Genomic DNA, 22,756 nt, shown 5'->3' with positions numbered 1-22,756 from the left:
AAAAGAGAGGCGGAAAATCCTTTGAAAGAGCAATTATTGGAGTTTTTACAATCAATCGAGCAAAAAGCAAAAAAGGAAGGCTATGAATATCCATATGACCATGTGGAGAAATTCGAGATACTAATTAAAGAGCATAAGCTAACGACTGTTGAGCAATTATTTGATGTAGGGCTTTTAGCTGCTTTAACGACACTTTATGATCGGGATTTTGCTGAAGAGCTAAAAGTTTATTGCATTAAACAAGTAACTCAAGCCTTTCAACAAGGTATGTACCGCCGCTCAGCACATAGTGATTCCATTGATCAGCATGCTAGTAACATTTTGTCTATGATTCTAGCTGGCACACTAAATAAAGATGTCAACGTTGTTGATACGCTAAGCCACTGTCAAGCAAGGTATTATCGAGGTATTGTTAATTTTTATGTTGACCAAAAGGAAAAGCCAGTCGCTTCACAGGATTTTGTTGAGGCAAAGTTTGCTCAATTATTAGCGGAAGATGATACAGCAGCTGTGCAATATGTACATGAAGCTATTTTCGGTGAAAACAATGTAGCGATGTTATCCCATCAATTAATTCGAAGCATTGTTGGCAGCAATAATATGAAGCTCGTTGAATGGCTAGGACAGCTATTGCTTGCTGCCCAACGTCAAGAAGGTACGCGTCAAGCTATTTTAGAAAATGTAGATAAAGGCACACCTCAAGTGCTTATTTACTTTATGAAGCTCGTAAAAGAAAACGATTTATTACGCTTTTCCTCTGTGCAACGCGCCGTAGAAACATGGGTTGGTCTAGCCTACACTGTAGATGATAAAAAAATCATACAGAAATTGCTTGATATTTCCTATGACCTTTTAACGAAGAAAAGGGATATTGAACCACTTTTGCAATCAGAAGATGCTATTGAAAACTATGCGGCACTCTGGGCAATTGCTACACTTGATGTGCAAAATATTAAGCCTGCTTTACAACACCTGTTCCAAGGTAAAAAACATCAAATACTGTCAGCTTTATACTTTGCTCATGCAACAAATCTCGAATTTTACTTACGCTTCCCAATTATAGATGTAATTATGGAGCATGATGATTTAGATATTTTAACACTTGCTATGCAGGATGTTTTACCAATCTCTATGTATTCAAAATATCATTTTTACGATAACAATATACACCCTGATTACTTTGAGCATTATCCAAAAGCATTCATTACACGTCTTGAGCAAGTAGCTAAGCTGATGAAAAAGCAGGAGCACACATTACAAGGTAAGCCGCTTCCATGGGTAAATTACACATTGACAAAGGAATACGTAATCAATGGAACAATGCTGCTAGCTGTTTACTGGAAAGACCTTGATTATGTCATGAAAATTTATGAAAAGCGCGAAGCATTAACACCAAATCAACGTGAAAATTTGCTTGGCTTTATAGTAGAAAAATTAAAAATGCCTATAGCCAAGTCATTTTTAGTGGAATGTTTACAGGAGCGTGGCACCCGTGAGCTCGCTTTAAAGTTGATTAAAGAGCAAAAAGAGCCATTAGACGATGCGCAAATTGAAGCTGTCGAGCAGCTCTTTTATTTAAAATCTGGTGCAACAAAGCAAGCGCTTGTTAAAGTGCTTATAGCACAGCCACCGACAAAAATAATAGAAAGTGCCGAGCGTTTAGTAAAAAATTCGAAGCAAGACTTACGCTTAGGTGGATTAGAGCTATTAGTAGAATTAAAAAAAGCGAGTAATATTAGCAGTCAGGAAATCTCCACAATTACAGGGTTTATCGCTAAGCCTACTGTCAAAGAACAAGAATTGATTGATGTTTTAGTGGAAGATACTAGTCAAAAAACACTTGCAGGTGGTTATGGTATTTTTAATCCAAATTACTCTAAAGAAGCTATCCCACCGCTAAAAATAACAATTAACAATGCGACACAAGCAATAACATCCTTTGATATAGAAAAACTCAAGCCAAAACTGCGACGTCTATCGGATTTATTTGAGGAAAACGCTGCCTATGAGTATCAGGCACGTGGGTGGAATGGTAGCAGTTATGATGCAATCCTTGGTAACTATTTCAGCCCACTTTTCGGCACTGAAGGCGAGCATATACACGCCTATCCTTTAGCAGATGTTTGGCTACAGTGGAAAGAGGATGTACAATTTACAAACCTCGATTGCTTATCGGTTATCCTTTTCGCAAAACAAGGTTATTATGGCAAAGAGCCATGGGATCAAGGCTTAACTGAGGAGGCAAGAGAGACATTATCACAATGGATTAATTTCGATAATATCAATGACTTCAATTATTGGATCAATACATTAGCACATAGCAAAAAAATATGCGATATTATCGGCTTGCTCTGCAATACAGAATACGACCATACAGAAATTTTCAACTACGCACATAGCGCACTTGTCGAGATGTTCCAAAAACTCTCAGCAGAATGGTTTAAACGTATTAATATAGAGTCTGAATGGTCTAAAGATACTTATGAAACATACTCGCTTTACCGAAGTTTAATGTGGTTTTGTGAGCGTTACCTTGATACAGAGCAACAATTCATACAGCTCTTCTCTCTTCGTGCAGCAATTACTACATTACATGAACAGCATAACCGAGAAACAAAGCAAGGTGCTGCTTACTTACCGATTTTATATTCGAATGATGAAGCAATTGCACGTGCACATAGTTTAGGGCTTGTACCGATTGACGCTTGTTATTTAAAAATGTTTAACCCACTTGAAGATCGATACCATGCAGCAGATTTATTCAATTCAAAAAAACGTGAAAAATTGGTTGTTAGCTATCCATTTTTAGCTGAAGTATATGATAAATCAGCCAATCGTATTATCGATATTGAATTGAGTCGAGGTGATTTACGTACTGAAGTAAGCCATTTAGCCAATCATTCATTAATGCCGATTGTTGGAGTAAATGATTTTACACGTATTTTGCATGCTTTAAAGGGTCTCACATTAGTGCGTGGCTATGCATGGGCAGGTGACTATACAAAGCGCGAAGTTTTTTCAAGTATGCTAAGACATTGTCAACCAGCACTTGAAGATACAGTAGAGAATTTAGCAGGAGCATTAAAAGCATATGATATTACAGAAGAAGAGCTATTAAATGCGATGATGTATACACCTGCCTATACTTCGCTTGTAAATGAATATTTAGGCTGGGCTGGGCTTGAAAGTGCTGCATGGTATTTCCGTGCACATACAACGGACACGTTAAGCGATGAAAGCATGAGCCATATTCAACTTTATACGAATATTACAGCAACTGAATTCCATGATGGTGCTTTCGCAAAGGAATGGCTACTAGAATGCTATAAAGAGCTTGGCAAAAGTCGCTTTGACAAACTATATGAAAGTGCCAAATATATGTCAGAGGGTGCGACTCATCGACGCTCTCAAATGTTCGCAGATGCTGCACTTGGTCATTTAAAGCTTAAACCATTAATGGAGGAAGTTGCTGATAAGCGTAATAAAGATAAGCTACGTTGTATCGGTCTTATACCACTCAACAAGCGTAATCCACTGAAAGATGCGTATCAGCGCTATCAATTTATTCAAACATTTTTACAGGAAAGCAAGCAATTTGGCGCACAGCGAAAAGCAAGTGAGAGCTTAGCTTGTCGCATCGCTACTGAAAACTTAGCACGTAACTTAGGTGATGATGTAACACGCTTTATATGGCGTATGGAAATTTTCGAATTAGATACAATTCAAAAGTATTTTGAGCCTATTGCTGTCGACGATATTACACTACATTTACAGGCGGATGACAAAGGTCTTGTTAATTTTGTTGTGGAGAAAGCTGGCAAACCGTTAAAATCTGTACCAGCTCGCCTGAAAAAGAACAAAATTGTCGAGGAAATAACAGAAGTACGTAAGCAATTACGTGAGCAACAAAGCAGATCACGCAAAGCATTTGAAGATGCGATGGAAAAGGGAATTATCTTTACATTTAGTGAAATGAAGAACTTACTTGCACATCCTGTTTTAGCACCGATGCTAGAAAAGCTATATATTGTTAGCGGTGCAACAATTGGCTTAATTAAAGATGTGGAGCTTGATGATGATGCAGAAGTGCGCATTGCACATCCATATGATTTATATGAGTCAAAAAGATGGGCTGAAATCCAGCATGAAGTTTTCACAGAAAAGATTGTACAGCCATTCAAGCAAGTATTTCGTGAGTTATATGTTGTCAATGCAGATGAAAGTGAAAAAAATGTTTCCTCACGCTATGCAGGACATCAAATTCAACCACAGAAAACGCTTGCTCTATTAAAAACACGTGGCTGGTTAGCTAGCTATGATGAAGGACTGCGCAAAATTTATTATGACCAAGATATCGTTGTAACAATGTATGCCATGGCAGATTGGTTCTCACCAGCAGATATCGAAGCACCAACGCTTGAATACGTCGCATTTTATAACCGTCGCACAGGTAAGCCAATATTATTACAGGACGTACCACCTCTTATTTTCTCTGAGGCAATGCGCGATGTTGATTTAGTCGTGAGCGTAGCGCATGTTGGTGGTGTAGACCCAGAGGCGAGCTTCTCGACAATTGAAACACGTGCCGCAATTGTACGTGAATTAACACAAATGCTGAAGCTAAAACAAGTAACTCTGGAAAAGCAATATGCATTAATAGAAGGCTCACTTGCACGCTATAGCATCCATTTAGGCAGTGGTACTGTGCATAATGTTGGTGGCGCAATGATGCCAATTTTAGCTGTTCAATCACAGCATCGTGGACGCATTTTCCTGCCGTTTGCTGACGAAGACCCACGCACAGCAGAAATTATGTCGAAAATCGTGCTGTTAAGCGAAGACAGCAAAATTAAAGACCCTTCGATTTTACAGTGGATTAAATAACATATCCTTCTCTTAATAAAAAGGTCATTAGGAAATACAGATAGGTATCTGTTTTTCCAATGACCTTTTCTTTATTCATTTAGTAAAAAAATAATATTGATAATCGATTCCTCATATGGGTGAATGGATTTTATAGTTTCTAGCACTTCTTTGATTTTCATGTGCCTACAGTGCAACTCCATTTTACACTCCGTTCCAAATGAAATGCCCTCTTTTAATGTTTTGTGCTACTTCCCTAAATAAACAAACTTCCGCAGCACCCATTCCACTGGTCCTATTGAAAAACGTTTACTATATAAATTCGCTAAGTACAATTGCAGCGAATAAATCACTAACGCAACTAACAGACCAAGTGCTACACCTAGCTCACCAAAAAAGCCTAAGCCGTAACCATAGAAAATTGTCGTACAAATAAGCGATTGCATTAAATAATTTGTTAATGACAGACGCCCTAAACTAACGAAGCTTTGTGCATACTTGCTTTCCTGTGCCGACATAAAAATAATTACAAACAGTGCCATATAACCAATTGCGAGCATGTACGCTCCTACACCATGCATTAATTTTGCGACAAAGTGGTCAAAGAATAGCAAGGATTTACATAATAAACCTATCGGAATAAACACTATTAAACGCTTGAGCAATGCCTTCTTGTCAGCAATATGCTTAAAGAAGTCAACCTTTGCTGCAGCCATTCCAAGTAAAAGAAATGGACCAACAGCGAAAAAGGATAGGACAACCATCATCACGAAGGCCACTATTAAACCTATCATATAGAAAATCAATGGCACGTCATCCGTTGGAGCAATACGGTTTTGAACAACCTCTAAATATGAGCCATTTTTTACAATATCCAGTGTTGTTGCCATATCTGCTGCCATAAGTGTCATCATGTCTGTTTTGACTATCGTAAGTGGTAGCATACAAAGTGCTAAAAGGGCTGCCCATATTAAAAGCGTTTTGATTTTACGTTTGATAAATAACATAAAAATAAGTAAACCCGAGCCATACATGAGTAAAATATCGCCATCCCAAACGAATGTAATATGTAAAAGACCTAATAAAATTAAGCCAATTGCGCGTCTCCATAAAGGACCTCGCGTTTTTAACTCCCTTTTCTCTAGTGAACGAACAAATAAAATAACACCATAGCCAAATAAAAAGCCAAAAATCGGATAAAACGAAGCTTCCACAAAAACCTTCGTAAAATAGAACGCAATTTTATCCATCCATGCTGTCGGCTGAATCGCCGCTAATGTCACATTGGCATATTGAAAATGCAGCATATTGGCAATCAAAATACCAAGTAACGAAAACCCTCTTAATGCATCAATTACTTCAATTCTTTTCTTCATTAAAAACCTCTATTCTTCAAATGATAAATTTACTGGCTCATCCAATATATCGGATTGAATTTCCAAATTTGTAGATAATACACTCTCGTCTACTTCTTCAAATGTCAATTGATCTACCCATACTTGACCACGTCCTGATAAGATGATGCCAAATGAAATAACAGTGCTTTCTTTAGGCACATCCAATACAATGGAATATAAACTCCAATTCGTTGTTCCCGTTATCGAACGATTGCTCATATTATCGAACTGTATAGTATCCCCATTGGCATTGTCCACTCGCATCCACATACTTGAAAACAGCCCGACATCCTTTGTTTTCAAAAAGCCAGAAAGTCGGATGCGCTTGTTCACATAATTGTCTGCTTTAAATTGCTGCATCATCGTTGCAAAGCTATCCCCTTCTAAAACCGTTTTCGATTTTAAATAACCTGATGCTTTACCTTGATGTACAACTGCATGGTCTACACCCATTTCATAATTATATAGGTCTGAGCCACTTAAAATCCAACCTTTTACTGATTTATCCATAAATGATTCCTCCTTATTTTTCCACATAATTGACATCAGTTTGCGGTATTGCCCTGGGGGTAAATGATAATATTTTTTAAACGCCCTTGTAAAAGCCTCCTGTGATTCAAAATAATTGTGAAAGGCTATATCAATAATTTTTTCCTTCGTATATAGCAGCATTGCTGAGGCACTTGCTAAGCGACGCATTCTTATATATTCCGCAATGGACATGCCAACATATTTTTTAAAAACCCGATGAAGATGAAACTTAGAAAACCCTGCATGCTTGGCGATACGCTCAATTTCCAATGGCTCATGCAAATGCTCTTCTATATAATTAATCACTTTATGCAAAGCGGCTCCCTCCCTTCATAAATAGCATAGCAAAATCAACAATCGCTTTTTTGATTTTATTTGCTAAATAAAAAAATGATAAATTTATCAATAACAAACGAATATAACAGTGAACAGCTTTTCGCGGAAAATGTTCGATTGAAGTGAGGTGCGTTATGGACGACAAAATTATTGCCTATATCAAACAACAACATGAGCAGGGTATTTCTTTATTGCTTGGGCAATACGGTGGCTTGATGAAATCGATTATGTATAATACAGTGATGGAAATGGTACAAACATTAAACATTATCAAGGTGCTTCTTTCGTTAATCGTGACTTATATTTACAGGTGCTTGCTAATGAACAGCCTATTAGCGAAAAAATAAAAATTAATTAAAAGCATATTGCCTTATCGGAGAAATAATTCACGAAAAAATCAGAAAATTAAACACATTTTGTGGTATTATTTCTTAACGGAGGTGTATTTAATTTGAATATATTAGCGAAAGTTAGTCAATTTGCTGGAAAAACATTTGCGATTTGGGTATTAGTGTTTGCAGCATTTGCTTTTTTCCTTCCTGACCAATTTACATGGATTGCTCCATATATTTCAATTTTACTTGGAGTGATTATGTTTGGAATGGGGATGACCATTTCAGCAAGCGATTTTAAGGAAGTTGGGAAGCAGCCTGTGAAAGTAATAGTTGGGGTGTTGGCCCAATTTATCTTAATGCCATTACTTGCTTTTGCTTTAGCAAAAGGACTACAGCTAGAGCCAGAAATCGCGATTGGTGTTATTTTAGTTGGCTGTTGTCCTGGTGGTACAGCATCAAATGTTATGACTTTTTTAGCAAAAGGAAACTTAGCACTTTCAGTAGCCATTACATCTGTATCTACATTGTTAGCACCCATTGCTACACCAGCGCTGATTTATCTACTTGCAAGCGAATGGATGGAAGTATCCGCTGCTGACATGTTTATGTCTGTCATTAAAATTGTGCTTATTCCAATTATATTAGGTCTTATTGTGCAAGCATTCTTTAAGCAACAAGTACAAAAAGGGGCAGATGTGTTACCACTTATCTCTGTTATAGCAATCGTACTTATCGTTGCAGCTGTCGTTTCAACAAGCAAAGATAAAATTGTAGAGTCTGGGCTAATCATTTTTGGCGTTGTCATTTTACATAATGGTCTTGGCTATTTATTAGGTTTTTTAGTTGGCAAGCTATGTAAATTCACATATGCTGACCAAAAAGCAATGGCCATTGAAGTCGGCATGCAGAACTCAGGATTAGGTGCTGCTTTAGCAACGGCCCATTTCAGCCCATTAGCTGCTGTACCTAGCGCTATTTTCAGCTTTTGGCACAATGTTTCAGGAGCTCTTCTTGCTACCTATTGGGCAAGAAAAGCGGAGCGTAAATAAATGAATGAATGAATGAAAGCCAATGAAATTTTACATACTGTAGAATAACATTGGCTTAATTTATGTCGAATTTTTAAAGCTATTGTAAAGGTAGTGTAAATTTTTATTTAATTGATTGTAAACTGTATATACACCTAGTTAAAACTTCTGAATAATATAGACGAGCTACTATATAAAGAAAGGGTGTCATCAATTGACAATTAATATACAAGAAATGATTTTTCAATTTCTTGGAGGTCTCGGGTTATTTTTATTTGCGATAAAATATATGGGGGATGGCTTGCAAAAAGCAGCAGGTGACCGTCTACGTGATATTTTAGATAAATTCACAACAAATCCATTAATGGGTGTGCTTGTTGGGATTGCTGTCACAGTTCTTATTCAATCTAGCTCTGGGACAACTGTTATTACAGTAGGTTTAGTGAGTGCCGGCCTTATGAAGCTACGTCAAGCAATTGGCGTTATTATGGGGGCAAATATTGGAACAACTGTCACAGCATTTATTATTGGTATCGATGTTGGTGCCTACGCATACCCTATTATGGCATTAGGAGCTGTTTGTTTATTTTTCTTTAAGAAAAATACGGTTCAAAATATTGGACAAGTCCTTTTTGGGTTCGGAGGACTATTTGTTGGCTTGGAGCTAATGAGTGGTGGGATGAAGCCACTTCGCGATTGGCAGCCATTTTTAGATTTAACTGTACAAATGGCGGATATCCCAATTTTAGGAGTAGTTGTCGGAACAATTTTCACATTAATTGTACAATCATCCTCCGCAACAGTAGGTATTTTACAAGGCTTATATGCTGAAGGGCTAATTCCTTTACAAGGCGCTCTTCCTGTTTTATTTGGAGATAATATTGGAACAACAATTACCGCGATTTTAGCTGCTTTAGGTGCTTCTGTTGCAGCTAGACGAGCGGCTGCTACACATGTACTATTTAATGTTGTTGGGACCATTATTTTTATGCTTTTATTAGGGTTGTTCACAAATTATGTAGAATGGATTTCTGGGGTACTGAATTTAGATCCTAAAATGCAAATTGCGTTTGCACATGGAACTTTTAATGTAGCCAATACAATCGTTCAGCTACCATTTGTTGGTGCTTGGGCATATTTTGTAACAAAATTAATTCCTGGTGAAGATTCAATAATTGAGCACTCACCTAAATTTTTAGATAAAAACTTAATTGCAAAATCACCATCTGTTGCGCTTGGACAAGCTAAAATGGAAGTTGTTCGCATGGGTGAATATAGCATTCAAGGTTTAGAAGAAACGTTAACAATGTTAAAAACAGCGAATATGAAATCCACTGATAAAGTGGCACAATTAGAGGAAGCTATTAATAACTTAGATCGCAAATCAACAGAGTATTTGGTGGAGCTATCGAAACAACCTTTATCAAGCCACGATTCTCAAGTGCATCATGCGCTATTTGAAAATATTCGTGATATTGAACGAATTGGTGACCATGTCGAAAATATTGTGGAATTATTACAATATCGAGAGAGCAACCGTGTACGTTTAAGTGCACAGGCATTACAAGAGCTAGAGGAAATGTTTGCATACACAATGGATACGGTCAAAATGACAATTGAATGTTTAGATAAACGGGATATCAATTTAGCAAAGCAAGTGATTGATCATGAAAATGAAATTGATAATATGGAGCGCCGTTTACGTAAACTTCATATTAAGCGATTAAATGAAGGCACTTGCTCTGGTTCAGCAGGCATTGTCTTCGCAGATATCGTAAGCAACTTAGAGCGAATTGGCGATCATGCTTCAAACATAGCTGAAACGGTTCTTGCTTAAAAACAGGCTGTTGGGAAAAATCCCAACAGCTTGTTTTTTATTATTAGCAATGCCCTGTCAATGGAAACATGAAATTCCCCATCAACAACGGCTTTTTCGAGAAAACAAATAAAGCATCATCATCATTTGGCTTAGTTATTGCTGGCATGTTTTCCATTGTAAAATAGCATATAACCTTTTTCGTCGTTACCTTCACAACACTTGCCAGTATCGCTTCCATATTCGGTGCATCTAATGCAATAATATCAAAAATATGGAGCGTCCCCTCTTCCTCCTCCATTAGTACAATCGTTTCTAAATCCTCTATATAAAAGATTGCCTCCTTAAATGGAATTGTGAAATAAAACATTAACAGGTTCGCATTGTTTTCCACATCTAACATATTTGAATTAATAAAACGGTTTTGTGCAAATTTTTCGAGCAAGGCACTATCATTTTCAATCGTTAATTGCTTGAGTTTCGTATCTCTCACTTCAATAGGATTCTTCTCTAAATCTAAGCTAAACTCACTTTCATCAATGCGTGTAAAGCCAAATTTCGGATAAAAATCCAGTACCGTTTCATTTGCAAATAGAAACATAAAATCGCATTGCGCTTCATATTCATCCATAACATGCTGCATCAGTTTTCGCGATAAGCCTTGGCTGCGATAGCTTTCGTCTGTCATGACTGTGCCAATTTGAATAGCACTATATTTTTCTCCATCAATTACAACTGTCATTTTATTAATAGAAGCATTTGCAATCACTTTTCCATTGTCAATAAATGAATATGGCACATATTGCTCATTCCAGTAGCCTCGTTCATACCAAGGTCTAAAATCAAGCTCAAATATTTTCATCGCTAGCTCGTTAAAGCTCTCTCTTATGCTTTCATTATGACAGTAATCTTTAATAAATTCATAGTTTGCCAAGTACAGTTCCTCCTATGTATTACTTACTTTTAAAATAATATGCGTGCAACATAAGCGCAACGATATGTGTGGGACAGTCCTCTTGCACATCCAATACATGGACATTGCTGATTATATGATTACGCTTCATTGTTCCTACTGTACCTGGCGTACCCTGTAATGCAATAGCTGATGAAACAGTTGCTACTGAAGTAGTGAATGTTTTATCAGCAAATGTCAATTCCATCATCTCCTTTAATTTTACAGTATTCTTTATATTTATGCGTGCATATGCCTGACCAATGACCACACCATTTTTGTATATTTCCCAATGCTCTTGTGTCAACGAGCGGTTTTTAGATTTCCAGCGCACAATATAATTGTCCTTATCTAGTTGTAGCTCCAATGTTAAATACCAGTTTGAGCCTACAATATCAGCGACAATTCGCTGCCACTTCTTTTCAAAATAACGCCTTATATATCCCCGTTTAACATTCCCTTTGAATAAAGGCTTGTTAGTCAAAATGGTGGTCTGCCGCTCATAAAATGACCAGCCCGCTATATTATTAGGCTGATAATTCTCTTCCTTTTGTGCAAGCCATTTACTCAAAAAGCAAATGCATAGTGCTGCAATCAGCAAAAGAAAAGTGGAGACAAATGCAGTCATGCTAAATAATCCATAAACTAAATATCTAGCGAGAATTGCCAATTGCACTAATACAAAAAGCAAAATTAAATGGTACATGTTTTTCACCTCTAGTTATTAGAAATTTCATCCATTAATCCTCCCAATAAAAAATCGCATCCCATATTAAATATTCTCTCGGCTCTCTCAAAATCGTTGCAATATTTGCTTTAAAAGGGAGGGGCTTTTCCACATCTTCCTTATGCAAAATTGTATAATTATATTTCATAAAAAGACGCTGTAAGCCTTCATATAGCTCGTTTAAATGTGGTGGAATTAGCAGCTCCTGTGGAGTAGCTAAAAAAGTCCCTCCACCACTCAACCATTTTCCTTCTAAATAGTTATCCGATTTGTTCCCAGTGCCAATTAAAACAACAGGTGCAAGCATACTAATTTGTACAATAAGGCCCTCTTTCTCTTCTTGCACTACACTGTTTCCAAGCTCTGTTTGTATAACTGTACTCTTTTCGTATACAAACCATCGCATATACGATGCATAGCCACTCCCAAAATGCAGTGGCTCTTGCTCACAAACTATTTTCTGAGACTTCTCTAGCTCTGCTTTAATTCTCTTTAAATAGCTGAAAATGGATTGCTCATCCGTTGTATTGTAAGGAAAGATCTCTCCAATTACCTCACCTTGAATCAGCTGTTTTAATTGTCCATTTGTAAACATTTTTGAGCTCCTCTCTTCGATAATTTCCGTTGTAAAAATATCGAGTAGTGATGGTCGTTATTCGTTATGATAACTATACAAGGGAGGGAAAGCAATGCTACAGCAATTTAATCAGTTAATGGATTATATCGAGGAGCATTTAACAGAAAGCATTTCGGGTGAGACAATTTCACAAATTGTTGGATTATCCGACTATCATTTTCGCAGAATGTTTTCTTATATGGCAGACATGTCCTTGACAGAGTATATCAAAAATAGACGATTATCCTGTGCAAATAGTGAGCTGGTCAATGGCGCAAAGGTGACAGATATTGCCTTTAAATATGGCTATCAGTCTGTCGATGGATTTTCAAGAGCATTTCGTGAATGGAGTGGATTTTTGCCCTCAGAAGTAGTGAAAAATAAAATCCAAAAAACATTTCCGAAGTTTTTATTTTTTATTGATATTAAAGGAGGTATTTCAATGGAATTCAAAATTGAAAAGAAAGCAAAATTTAATTTAGTCGGTGTCACAAAAAGAGTACCAATTCAATTTGAGGGTGAAAATAATGCCATTATTGAATTAGCAAAATCAATTACAGAACACCAAAGAGCAGAGATGCATGAGCTAGGCGATTTATACCCACATCAAGTGTTAAATGCCTCTTATCATTTTGATGAAGGTCACTTAGAGGAAAAAGGAAATTTAACACATATGATTGGCTTTGCAACGACGAAGGAAAATCCATATGATGACTTAGAACAACTCACAATAAAAGAAAATACATGGGCAATCTTCCCAAATAGCGGACCATTTCCTGCTACATTACAACAAACGTATGCCAATATTTATGCTGTGTGGCTGCCATCATCAAATTATGAGCTGTTAAGCGAGCCAGTGATTTCCTTCACGCGCTACGATGACCCTGCTGACAATGTTTATAGTGAGGTGTGGGTTGCGGTGAAGGAAAAATAATCAAACAAGGTATACATGTTTTCGAATTTTTATAAATTGTGTTTGTGCCTGACACTTTAGAATGAAGTATACTAAAAAGCTGACGGGGTTACGCCCGTCAGCTTTTCATTATTTTGGCTCAAAATCTTCGATTGAATCAATGTCTACATATGCTGGAACGACTAAACCTGAACGGGCACCTGTCATATTTTCACCTAAATCAACAAAATTCCCTTCATAGCTTTCATAAAAGGCTTGATGTGTTGTTGGTAACCATGGTGCAACTGTGACATCTGCTGCATCTGTCGCAACTGCTTGGAACATAACAGCTGGATCAACTTCTGTTAATGTAACATTGTAGCCTTGTTGCGTTAATACTGTTTTGACAACATTCGATGAAGCCATTTCAGACTCCCACGGTACAGAAACAAGGCGGATTTCCTCACCGTTGCCTTGTTCAGTCCCTTCTAGCCATGAATTTACTTTATCTTCATTATTCGCTACCCAATTTTCAGCAGCTTCCTCAAAGGAAGTCTCTTCTCCTTCAGCTATAACAGCTTGCATATCCTCTAACTCCCAATGAAATGCATCTAAAATTTTATAGGCGTTGGGCATATCGTCCTCAAAGTCAAGTCTTGCTAATGTATGAATACGCTCAACCCCACCATAAACATTTTTTGGATCATCTAAAAACTTCAAATCATAGTCCTCAAACATCCAATGTGGTGTCCAACCTGTGACTACAATCGGCTTTTCATTTTTAATCGCATCATCTAAAACAGCAATCATCCCTGCTGTTGAGCTTTCTTCCATATCCCAGCCTGCTAAATTTTCATATTCGTCTAATACATTACGTGTGGATTCCATAATACCAGCACCTGGTTCAATTCCCGTAATTGTATAGTTTACTGCTTCACTTACGCTGCTAGCCTCTTGTGTGGCATCATTATTCCCACATCCGACTAATAATAGTGAAAGTGACAATACTGAAAAAATACTCGCTTTTTTAAAACGCATAAAAACCCTCCTTGAATAACTTGTTTTCAAGGATAACATATATAAAATAAAGTAACAACTCATAAATAAATATAAGTTGTTACTTACGCAGTGAATCATTTATCTCAGCAATTGCATATTATATGTATAAGGAGGTTGCATTTTGAGCTTTGTCATTTCTTTTATGACTCTTTTAATTATACTGTTCATTATTAGTGGCATTTTAAAAGTGTCATTTACTATTTTGAAATATATTGTGCTTATCGCTATATTGATTTACATAATGAAATATATTACTGCTTTTTTCTAAAAAAAAAGCAGAGAATTACCTATTCTCTACTCTTTCACCCAATAAAACGAGCCATCTGTATTTCGCTCCATAAAGCCATATTCAATTAAATAACGTCTTAATGTCACAAAGTCAGCATGTACTGTTTTTAAAATTTCATTTACTTCTTTCTCCGTATACACTTGTCCTGCTGTAAAGCGCTGCAAAATATGCTGTAAAATAATGAGCTTTCGCTTCTCCTTGCTTGGAATGGTTTCAATGCTTCCATCTAACCCTTGTTTAAAATAGTTTTGTAGCACTTTTTCGCGCTCCTGCTCCTCAATACCGTAACGCTCATCCACCTGTGTTGCCCCCTTATGAATCTTATAGTGATTTGGCTCTACCAGTAGCTGCATTAAAGCAAGAAACACCTTTGCCTGTTTCTCTTTTTCACGCAGTTTAAAGCGATGCTGGCGCACTGTCGAAATATTGTTGACACTGCTCTCTACTGCAATCTCTTTGTCTGATAAGCCCTCATAAAAATGCTGTAACATTTCCTGCTGCACCTCAGATAAACCGCTCGTTTTCTTATCCATTTGTAAAAGTGCGTGAAAAGCTGAGCCATGTACCTGCTGAATATGCTCCTGTGCCATCCCTTCAGCCGTTAAAAATCTATTTTGAAATGGATATACTTCATGTATGGCAAATGCTTGCTCGCAATGTAGGCATTGATACTGCCCTTCCGTTAATTGATAGCCTTTCATTAATGCATCAACCGTTATATTTTGAAAATCCACAACTCTCACCTCACAAAACATTTTATATTAAGTTTATTTATTTGTAAACAAAACAAAATAAAGTTTACTAAAATGAGTTATTCATAAAAAAATATCACTGTATGCTTATATTAAATTTAGTGGTAATGATGATTTCCCAATTGCTACAGTTACTGAGCAATTGAATATTCAGCCTACTGCTACATGAAAAATAGGTGATGCAATTCTTCCAAATCACCCTCATAAACGTACATATACTTGCTGGAAATATGAAACAGAACACATCGAAACACTCGATTCTGAAGATGTGTTGCGTCCTCTGTTAAATATCTTTCAAGCAAAGGCTGATATCATTAACAAGTTAAAGACTAAGCTCAATTTAGATGTTCATTTAGAGCTTGTCATTATGATGGAAGAAGGCTTTACACCAGGCTTAGTCATTTACCCTGAGTTCAGTGCATTTGCTGCTTCAATTCATGCTTTTTTAGATATTGATATGTATTGCTCATGTCCCGATGACACTGAAAAATGAAAATCCCTTATTGACAACGTTTAAATTTTGCGATAAATTGAGAACTAATTTCTAAAGAAAAGGCAATGAAAAGGATATGAGTCATTTTTGAGAAGATCGACAGGGAAGGAAATCACCGACTGAAAGTTTCCTGATTGGACAAAATGATTTACTCCCTTAGAGCTGCGCTAGGAAACTAGCGACGTTTACAGGCGTTATCTGTATCAATGAGCTACTAATGTGCAAGCATAAGTAGGAATTTGGGTGGAACCACGGGTATACAGCACATATTCGTCCCTTTTGAGGACGAATATGTGCTTTTTGTTTACCAAAATACAAAAAAGGAGAGGTAATATGTCAAATCAACAAGTAACAATTCAATTTCCAAATGGCGAGCAAAAACGCTTTGCCAAAGGTGTTACGCTAACCGATATTGCAAAGGCAATCAGCCCAAGCTTAGCGAAAAAATCGATAGTAGGCAGTGTAAACACGACGACAACCGATTTGACACGACCAATTCTAGGGGATGCCGAAATTTCGCTTTATGATGCGCTGTCAGAGCAAGGCTTACAGGTTATTCGTCATTCTGCCGCACATTTATTAGCACAGGCAGTGAAACGCTTGTATCCAGATGCCAAATTCGGAGTTGGCCCTGTCATTGAAAATGGCTTTTATTATGATATTGAAATGGCTCATACATTAGTGCCTGAGGATTTAACTATAATCGAACGTGAAATGAGGAAAATTGCGAGTGAAAACTTCACAGTCATTCGCAAGGAAGTCTCGCGTGCTGAGGCACAGCAGCTATTCGCACATGATGCCTTAAAGTTAGAGCTGCTAGAAGCAATCCCTGAAGATGAACTCGTAACAGTTTATGAGCAAGGAGAATTTTATGATTTATGTAGAGGGCCACATGTGCCATCTACAAATAAAATTCAGTATTTTAAATTGATGAATATTTCTGGTGCGTATTGGCGTGGTGATAGTAACAATCAAATGCTACAGCGTATTTATGGCGTTGCTTTTGCAACAAAGGAACAAATGCAGGATTATTTCATCTTTGTAGAGGAAGCGGAAAAACGCAACCATCGCAAGCTCGGAAAAGAGCTAGAGCTATTTATGTTTTCTGAGGAAGCACCAGGCATGCCGTTTTATTTAGCAAATGGTCAAATTATTCGCAATGAGCTAGAAAGCTTTTTACGCCAGCTACAGTCAAAATATGATTATCAAGAAGTTCGTACACCGTTAATGATGAATCAACGCTTATGGGAGCAATCAGGGCATTGGCAGCACTACAAAGAAAATATGTATTTTACACAGGTGGATGGGCAAAAATTTGCGCTAAAGCCGATGAATTGTCCAGGACATATGCTGATTTACAAAAACGACTTGCACTCTTACCGAGATTTACCGATTCGCATGGCTGAATTCGGGCAAGTGCATCGCCATGAATTCAGTGGCGCACTCAATGGCTTGCTACGTGTGCGCACATTTTGTCAGGATGATGCACATATTTTCGCAACACCCGAACAAATCGAAGACGAAATTGCACTCACTTTAAAAATCATCGACCATGTCTATAAGGTGTTTGGCTTCGAATATGAAATCGAGCTATCAACACGTCCAGATAATTATATGGGTGAGCTTGCCCTATGGGAGCAAGCAGAGAAGGCACTTGAAAATGTGCTAAAACGGTTAGGCTTTTCATTTAAAATTAATGCAGGAGATGGTGCATTTTACGGTCCGAAAATTGATATTCATATTCGTGATGCTATTAAACGTAGCCATCAATGTGCAACAGTGCAGCTCGATTTTCAAATGCCTGAGAAGTTTGATTTAACATATATTAATGCGGACAACGAAAAGGTGCGCCCTGTCATTATCCACCGCGCTGTATTCGGTTCGATTGACCGCTTCCTTGGTATTTTAATTGAACATTTCGGCGGTGCGTTCCCATTATGGCTTGCACCAAAGCAAGTTCAATTGATTGGGGTATCAGAAGCACACCAGCCATATGTACTGGAAGTGCAAAAAGCGTTGCAAGAGGCGAATATCCGTGTTTCGTTAGATAACCGCAATGAAAAGCTAGGTCGCAAGGTGCGTGATGCCCAGCTACAAAAAACCCCGTATATTCTTGTGTTGGGAGATGAAGAACAGCAACAGCAAACGGTAAGCGTGCGAGCACATAATGTATTACAAACGCTACCACTTCAACAGTTTATTGAGCAAGTTCAACGAGAGATTGGGAAGAAGCAATTGCCTTGATTCGAAACGAAGGGCTGTCTGAAAATGCGCAGACAGCCCCTGTTTTTAAGATAGTTGAGCGAATTCACCTATCTTGTGTGCGAATCATTACTTTTGTATTAGGAAATTTTATAACACTAGCTTATGCTCTTCCAACAAATCAATATTCCTTCTATTAATAATGTACTCTTGAATATGATTCCCTATATTCGCATAGAGCTGGACATTTTGTAGCTCTTCTATCGGTAGCCATTTCACTCCTATTTGATGTGGATCTGGTGTTGGAGGAAGCTTTGGTATAGAGCCCTCTTTTCGTTTACATTCAAACATCATTACTAATGTATGCGTATCACCAAACTTTTTCAAATTAAGATGTGGTGCATATTCATAGACAAAGGCTAATGGACCAACCTCTACATCCACACAGGCCTCCTCTTTTGCTTCTCTTATAACTGCTTCAAATCAATTATGCCTTGGCGTAATTGCGTCCAGATTTTTTCGAGTTTACTCGAAAAATTCCTCTTCAAAATCTGTGACATCCGCCGGAGGCTTAACTTGAATCAGCATAAGTCTCCAAACTTATGCTGATTCAAGTTAGAGATTCGTTTGGCTCTGTTCCACCTGCGGGTAAATCATAAACAATACCTCTCACTGGATGATTATATTCTGTCAATAACAGTTGATTATCTTCTATAATAATTGCTCCTACACGTACTCTCATATGAAAATGCATGTTATCTCACCCCTCTCATGTTATACTTCAATTTTATAATAACATTCTTTATATAGGAGGAGCATTCAATGGAAAAGTGGGATTTATACGATCAGTATCGCCAAAAAATCGGAAAGCAAGCTACACGTGGTGATGAGTTTGAGAAAGGTGAATTTCATAATGTCATCCATGTTTGCATTTTCAACTCAAAGGGTGAGATGCTAATTCAACAACGTCAACCTTTTAAACACGGCTGGTCAAACCTTTGGGATATTACATGTGGAGGTAGTGCTGTTGCAGGAGATACAAGTCAACAAGCCGCTTCAAGAGAGCTGCTTGAGGAGCTTGGTATTCACTACAACTTTGACCATATACGCCCACAATTCACCATTAATTTTGAGCGGGGCTTTGATGATTATTATTTGATTGAGCTGGATGTTGATTTAAGTGAATTAACGCTACAGCCAGAGGAAGTACAAGCTGTCCAATGGGCCTCTCAAGAGGAAATTTTCGATATGATAGAGAGTGGTGAATTTATCCCGTATTATAAAAGCATTATTAGCTTTCTTTTTGAAGGTAGGTATCATTACGGATCAATTCGTCAGCCTTGATTCATGGAAGATGTGTTCTGTACCTAGCGTACAAAAGACATCAATCTCTACTTTAAACTGGTAGTTGATTAATTCTGATACAACAACTAATGTCATTGTCGGCTTTATTTCGCCCAGAATTTCTGTAAACGTGGCGCGTACATCAGCTAAATAAGAGGAATCCGTGATGTAAACATTCATGTTTACTAAATTAGATAAGTCGAGGTCGTTTTCTGCAATAACTGAACTAATTTTCTTTAACACGACATATGTTTGCTATTTAGCGAGGGATTTTCTCCTTCCTTACGTCTATAGTAGTAAATGGAGGTGGGGCTGTTGTCTTTTGAGGATATTTATCAGCAATATAGCGAAGCTGTTTTTCAATACATATATTTTTTAGTTGGCCAACAAACATTGGCAGAGGATTTAATGCAAGAAACCTTTTTGAAGGCATATCACGGCATGGCACAGTTTAAGGGTGAGGCTACGTATAAAACTTGGCTGATTACTATTGCACGGAATACAACATATGACCATTTCCGCAAAAATAAATGGGTCAAATTAATTCCTTTTTTAAAGGAGCATGAAGCGCTCGATTTTACCTATGCCCCTGAGAGCTGGTTGCTTAGTAATGAGCAGAGCCGCGAGTTTTACGAAATGCTTGGACAGCTCAAATATGAATATCGCGAAGCAATTGTCTTAACAAAGCTTGAAGGATTCAGCGTAAAACAGGCAGCCGAAATTTTAAATTGGAATGAGAAAAAGGTTGAAAATGCGGTGTTACGTGGTATCAAAAAGCTCGGTGCACAATTTGGAGGTGAAGAAAATGCAAGATAATCACTTTGGCAACATTGCACGCAAACCTTTATCACCTGAGAAAAAAGAGGAAAAATGGCGAGCAATTTCAGCCGTTATTGAAAAGGAAAAGCAAAAAAATCGCCTTAGCTATTACAGTGTGTTGATTGCATTTAGTTGTCTTTTGTTCTTTTTCCTTCAAACGCTACAAGCACCGAAGCCAATCGAAGAGCAGACTGCAGCTGTCAGTGAGCTTGGCACTATTACCGAGGCAATATTTTTAAGAAATGAAAAACCGTCAAAACGATTAAACTTAGCCTCTCCTTTTTATATTGGACGCGTTGTCATTACCGAAAAAGATCTACTAAAAAAACTGGAGCAATTATTTGCCCAAACCACATTAGCGCCAATTGAGAGAGATTTATCAACATACGAATATTCTCACGATTTGTTATTGCGCTTTGCCAATGGAGAAAGTCGTTATATTAAAATTACTGCTGGTCCTTTGAACTCACCTTCTGTTGTCGTTGACATGGATTTAAAGCAACGTTATATATCTGACATCCATGATTTCTCTCTCGAGGTGGAAAATGTGCAATATGATAATACAGATTTAACTTATTATATACGGTTGCTCATTGCTTTCCCTATTGTTGCTATAACCTATTTCTTTGTCCAAAAGCGAAGAAAGAGATTGGAAGCAACTGTTGTCAAAAATAAAATGGTAGGTATTCTAGGTGCCGTGCTAGCTATGATACTTCTACTTATCATCGTATCTGGAGATAATATTTTCGGAGCAGACCACCTTGGCAGAATTGCACTTTTTTTCACAGCGTATCAAATCTTACCAGCGTACATTTTTGAGAAATGGGGAAATGTAAAAGCTGATTGGTTGGGTATCTCGCTACTCCTTGCTGCTATGTTTATAGGGATAGCAATTATGCTCATCTAATTATTCAAAAACAGAGGCTTCCTAAAACAAGCCCCTGTTTTTTTAGTTTGGTTGAGCGTTTTTTCATGTTTGATGAGCGAATTTTGCTGTTCGTTGAGCATTTTCCATGTTTGATGAGCGAATTTTGCTGTTCGTTGAGCGATTTCCTCTATTCGATGAGCGAAACGCTACTTTCCAGCTAGCAAATAAGCCCAAGCATACTGTGCGTACAGCTCTGCCCCTGTCACCAACGCATCCTCATCAATATTGAATTTGCCATGATGGTGTGCCCATTCCGTATCCTTTTCAGGATTACCACTACCAACAAGGGCAAAGCTGCCAGATGCCTCACTTAAATAGAAGCTGAAATCCTCACCGCCCATTGTTGGCTTTTCTGCGTATAAAGCTTCCTCTCCAAATGCCTCTGCTGCTACTTGCTGTACAAGCTTTGCACTCCATTCATCATTGATAACTGCCTGTGAGCCATGTGTATATTCAATTGTTGCTGTCGCTCCATACATTTGGGCAATGCTTTCCACATAGTGATGAAGCTGTGTTTCAATATGCTCCCTCGTTTCTGGATAAAAGCAGCGAATCGTTCCTTCAATTACAGCTGTTTCGGCAATAACATTGAAGCGTGTACCGACATCCATTTTGCCAATCGTAACAACAGCAGGGCTTTGTGCATCAATTGTGCGAGAAACAATCGTTTGAACATTCATTACAAAGGCAGAGGCAACAACGGCGGCATCAATACATGTATGTGGCATCGCGCCATGCCCTCCCTTGCCTTTGAATGTGATTTGAAACCAATCGCCAGCCGCAAAAGAAGGGCCTGGCTGACAGGAAATTTTATTTGTTGGCATTTGTGACCATATATGAATGCCAAATATATTATCTACATCCTGCATCGCACCTTGTTTAACCATTTCCTTTGCCCCTTGCGCCACTTCCTCGGCTGGTTGGAATAGGAAGCGTACTATACCTGTTAGCTCTTCCTTAATATCATTAAGCGCTTTCGCTGCAATTAAGAGCATTGCTGTATGCGCATCATGCCCACAAGCATGCATCTTCCCTTCTTCTTTAGAAGCATAAACTAAATTTTTGTTTAACTCCTCGACAGGTAACGCGTCCATATCTGCTCTTAATGCGACTGTTTTCCCTGCATGTCCGCCTTTTATTTCTGCAATGACACCAGTAGGCACCGTCCTACGATAAGGTATACCTAAATTTTCAAGGTACTGACACACAAAAGTAGTTGTTTTAAATTCTTCCCATGCTACTTCTGGCTCACTGTGTAAGTGCCTGCGTATTTCCGTTAATTCTTCACTATATTTTTGGATTGCTTCTTTTAATTTTGGATGAATCATTTTTCTCCTCCTCATTCATGACAAAAAGGCTGTAAGAAAAGCCTATGCA

21 protein-coding genes are annotated in these 22,756 nt (G+C 37.8%); 10 read left to right on the top strand and 11 right to left on the bottom strand.

Going from position 1 to position 22,756, the window contains the following annotated elements:
• The first annotated feature begins 21 nt into the window (after positions 1–21).
• Positions 22–4,884, top strand: a complete 4,863-nt coding sequence (locus tag M3Z76_RS11625) for a DUF4132 domain-containing protein (RefSeq protein WP_293927098.1) — start codon at positions 22–24, stop codon at positions 4,882–4,884.
• A 227-nt stretch (positions 4,885–5,111) separates the two neighbouring features.
• Here the strand turns inward: M3Z76_RS11625 and M3Z76_RS11620 are convergent, their stop codons facing one another.
• Both M3Z76_RS11620 and M3Z76_RS11615 read right to left on the bottom strand, forming a co-directional pair.
• Complete coding sequence (locus M3Z76_RS11620; protein WP_293927095.1) at positions 5,112–6,239, bottom strand: DUF418 domain-containing protein; 1,128 nt, start codon at positions 6,237–6,239, stop codon at positions 5,112–5,114.
• A 9-nt stretch (positions 6,240–6,248) separates the two neighbouring features.
• Positions 6,249–7,106 carry a helix-turn-helix transcriptional regulator gene (locus M3Z76_RS11615; RefSeq protein WP_293927092.1) on the bottom strand — a complete coding sequence of 286 codons (858 nt, stop codon included), beginning with the start codon at positions 7,104–7,106 and terminating at the stop codon, positions 6,249–6,251.
• 155 nt (positions 7,107–7,261) lie between these two features.
• On the opposite strand from M3Z76_RS11615, the gene M3Z76_RS11610 reads away from it, so the two are divergent.
• The 3 genes from M3Z76_RS11610 (at position 7,262) to M3Z76_RS11600 (ending at position 10,327) form a co-directional block, all read left to right on the top strand.
• On the top strand, positions 7,262–7,474 hold the full coding sequence (locus M3Z76_RS11610) for a hypothetical protein (RefSeq protein ID WP_293927089.1): 213 nt from the start codon (positions 7,262–7,264) through the stop codon (positions 7,472–7,474).
• 104 nt (positions 7,475–7,578) lie between these two features.
• Complete coding sequence (locus M3Z76_RS11605; protein WP_293927085.1) at positions 7,579–8,511, top strand: bile acid:sodium symporter family protein; 933 nt, start codon at positions 7,579–7,581, stop codon at positions 8,509–8,511.
• A gap of 214 nt (positions 8,512–8,725) precedes the next feature.
• On the top strand, positions 8,726–10,327 hold the full coding sequence (locus M3Z76_RS11600; RefSeq protein WP_293927160.1) for a Na/Pi cotransporter family protein: 1,602 nt from the start codon (positions 8,726–8,728) through the stop codon (positions 10,325–10,327).
• A gap of 43 nt (positions 10,328–10,370) precedes the next feature.
• Here the strand turns inward: M3Z76_RS11600 and M3Z76_RS11595 are convergent, their stop codons facing one another.
• Genes M3Z76_RS11595 through M3Z76_RS11585 form a run of 3 tightly spaced genes read right to left on the bottom strand, consistent with a single transcriptional unit; the run spans position 10,371 to position 12,580 of the window.
• Positions 10,371–11,240: a GNAT family N-acetyltransferase gene (locus M3Z76_RS11595; protein ID WP_293927082.1), complete on the bottom strand. Its 870-nt coding sequence runs from the start codon at positions 11,238–11,240 to the stop codon at positions 10,371–10,373.
• Between the two features lie 19 nt (positions 11,241–11,259).
• On the bottom strand, positions 11,260–11,964 hold the full coding sequence (locus tag M3Z76_RS11590) for a tubby C-terminal domain-like protein (protein ID WP_293927079.1): 705 nt from the start codon (positions 11,962–11,964) through the stop codon (positions 11,260–11,262).
• Positions 11,965–11,998: 34 nt separating this feature from the next.
• On the bottom strand, positions 11,999–12,580 hold the full coding sequence (locus M3Z76_RS11585) for a hypothetical protein (protein WP_293927076.1): 582 nt from the start codon (positions 12,578–12,580) through the stop codon (positions 11,999–12,001).
• 94 nt (positions 12,581–12,674) lie between these two features.
• On the opposite strand from M3Z76_RS11585, the gene M3Z76_RS11580 reads away from it, so the two are divergent.
• Entirely contained in the window at positions 12,675–13,535 is an 861-nt protein-coding gene (locus M3Z76_RS11580; RefSeq protein ID WP_293927073.1) for an AraC family transcriptional regulator, read from the top strand.
• Positions 13,536–13,643: 108 nt separating this feature from the next.
• On the opposite strand, the gene M3Z76_RS11575 is transcribed toward M3Z76_RS11580, so the two are convergent.
• Positions 13,644–14,531, bottom strand: coding sequence for a glycine betaine ABC transporter substrate-binding protein (locus M3Z76_RS11575; RefSeq protein ID WP_293927065.1), 888 nt, complete (start codon positions 14,529–14,531; stop codon positions 13,644–13,646).
• Positions 14,532–14,846: 315 nt separating this feature from the next.
• Positions 14,847–15,575, bottom strand: a complete 729-nt coding sequence (locus tag M3Z76_RS11570; RefSeq protein ID WP_293927062.1) for a DUF2087 domain-containing protein — start codon at positions 15,573–15,575, stop codon at positions 14,847–14,849.
• Positions 15,576–15,765: 190 nt separating this feature from the next.
• Between M3Z76_RS11570 and M3Z76_RS11565 the strand changes: the two genes are divergently transcribed.
• Together M3Z76_RS11565 and thrS are read left to right on the top strand one after the other, a co-directional pair.
• Entirely contained in the window at positions 15,766–16,086 is a 321-nt protein-coding gene (locus M3Z76_RS11565) for a DUF4279 domain-containing protein (RefSeq protein WP_363319883.1), read from the top strand.
• Positions 16,087–16,419: 333 nt separating this feature from the next.
• Positions 16,420–18,330 (top strand): threonine--tRNA ligase, encoded by a 1,911-nt coding sequence (thrS, locus tag M3Z76_RS11560; protein WP_293927059.1) that lies wholly within the window; start codon positions 16,420–16,422, stop codon positions 18,328–18,330.
• Between the two features lie 108 nt (positions 18,331–18,438).
• On the opposite strand, the gene M3Z76_RS11555 is transcribed toward thrS, so the two are convergent.
• Together M3Z76_RS11555 and M3Z76_RS11550 are read right to left on the bottom strand one after the other, a co-directional pair.
• Positions 18,439–18,759 (bottom strand): NUDIX hydrolase, encoded by a 321-nt coding sequence (locus M3Z76_RS11555; RefSeq protein ID WP_293927154.1) that lies wholly within the window; start codon positions 18,757–18,759, stop codon positions 18,439–18,441.
• A gap of 139 nt (positions 18,760–18,898) precedes the next feature.
• Positions 18,899–19,042, bottom strand: coding sequence for an NUDIX hydrolase (locus tag M3Z76_RS11550; protein WP_293927056.1), 144 nt, complete (start codon positions 19,040–19,042; stop codon positions 18,899–18,901).
• 68 nt (positions 19,043–19,110) lie between these two features.
• Between M3Z76_RS11550 and M3Z76_RS11545 the strand changes: the two genes are divergently transcribed.
• The gene (locus M3Z76_RS11545) at positions 19,111–19,632 is read left to right on the top strand and encodes an NUDIX hydrolase (protein WP_293927053.1); all 522 of its coding nucleotides are present in this window, start codon (positions 19,111–19,113) and stop codon (positions 19,630–19,632) included.
• Here the strand turns inward: M3Z76_RS11545 and M3Z76_RS19775 are convergent.
• The gene (locus M3Z76_RS19775; RefSeq protein WP_363319879.1) at positions 19,615–19,875 is read right to left on the bottom strand and encodes a RidA family protein; all 261 of its coding nucleotides are present in this window, start codon (positions 19,873–19,875) and stop codon (positions 19,615–19,617) included. The genes M3Z76_RS11545 and M3Z76_RS19775 overlap by 18 nt on opposite strands.
• A 72-nt stretch (positions 19,876–19,947) precedes the next feature.
• Between M3Z76_RS19775 and M3Z76_RS11540 the strand changes: the two genes are divergently transcribed.
• Both M3Z76_RS11540 and M3Z76_RS11535 read left to right on the top strand, forming a co-directional pair.
• A complete protein-coding gene (locus M3Z76_RS11540; protein WP_293927050.1) occupies positions 19,948–20,448 on the top strand; it encodes an RNA polymerase sigma factor in 501 nt (166 codons plus the stop codon).
• Complete coding sequence (locus tag M3Z76_RS11535; protein WP_293927048.1) at positions 20,438–21,358, top strand: hypothetical protein; 921 nt, start codon at positions 20,438–20,440, stop codon at positions 21,356–21,358. Before M3Z76_RS11540 ends, M3Z76_RS11535 begins: the two co-directional genes overlap by 11 nt.
• Positions 21,359–21,525: 167 nt before the next feature.
• Here M3Z76_RS11535 and M3Z76_RS11530 read toward each other — a convergent pair whose 3' ends face one another.
• Positions 21,526–22,707, bottom strand: coding sequence for an amidohydrolase (locus tag M3Z76_RS11530; protein WP_293927046.1), 1,182 nt, complete (start codon positions 22,705–22,707; stop codon positions 21,526–21,528).
• Positions 22,708–22,756 lie beyond the last annotated feature (49 nt).

The organism is Metasolibacillus sp. (genome assembly GCF_025291715.1).
GTDB classification, from domain to species: Bacteria; Bacillota; Bacilli; order Bacillales_A; family Planococcaceae; genus Metasolibacillus; species Metasolibacillus louembei.
Note: the sequence above shows the minus strand (reverse complement) of the source record. Positions and strands in the feature narration are given on the sequence as shown.

What these genes read in the sequence shown, in the direction of transcription:
- M3Z76_RS11590 (WP_293927079.1), bottom strand. Translation starts at nt 11,964, where the DNA reads ATGTACCATTTAATTTTGCTTTTTGTATTAGTGCAATTGGCAATTCTC.
- M3Z76_RS11530 (WP_293927046.1), bottom strand. Translation starts at nt 22,707, where the DNA reads ATGATTCATCCAAAATTAAAAGAAGCAATCCAAAAATATAGTGAAGAA.
- M3Z76_RS11550 (WP_293927056.1), bottom strand. Translation starts at nt 19,042, where the DNA reads ATGCATTTTCATATGAGAGTACGTGTAGGAGCAATTATTATAGAAGAT.
- M3Z76_RS11575 (WP_293927065.1), bottom strand. Translation starts at nt 14,531, where the DNA reads ATGCGTTTTAAAAAAGCGAGTATTTTTTCAGTATTGTCACTTTCACTA.
- M3Z76_RS11545 (WP_293927053.1), top strand. Translation starts at nt 19,111, where the DNA reads ATGGAAAAGTGGGATTTATACGATCAGTATCGCCAAAAAATCGGAAAG.
- M3Z76_RS11535 (WP_293927048.1), top strand. Translation starts at nt 20,438, where the DNA reads ATGCAAGATAATCACTTTGGCAACATTGCACGCAAACCTTTATCACCT.
- M3Z76_RS11620 (WP_293927095.1), bottom strand. Translation starts at nt 6,239, where the DNA reads ATGAAGAAAAGAATTGAAGTAATTGATGCATTAAGAGGGTTTTCGTTA.
- M3Z76_RS11600 (WP_293927160.1), top strand. Translation starts at nt 8,726, where the DNA reads ATGATTTTTCAATTTCTTGGAGGTCTCGGGTTATTTTTATTTGCGATA.
- M3Z76_RS11580 (WP_293927073.1), top strand. Translation starts at nt 12,675, where the DNA reads ATGCTACAGCAATTTAATCAGTTAATGGATTATATCGAGGAGCATTTA.
- M3Z76_RS11585 (WP_293927076.1), bottom strand. Translation starts at nt 12,580, where the DNA reads ATGTTTACAAATGGACAATTAAAACAGCTGATTCAAGGTGAGGTAATT.
- M3Z76_RS11610 (WP_293927089.1), top strand. Translation starts at nt 7,262, where the DNA reads ATGGACGACAAAATTATTGCCTATATCAAACAACAACATGAGCAGGGT.
- thrS (WP_293927059.1), top strand. Translation starts at nt 16,420, where the DNA reads ATGTCAAATCAACAAGTAACAATTCAATTTCCAAATGGCGAGCAAAAA.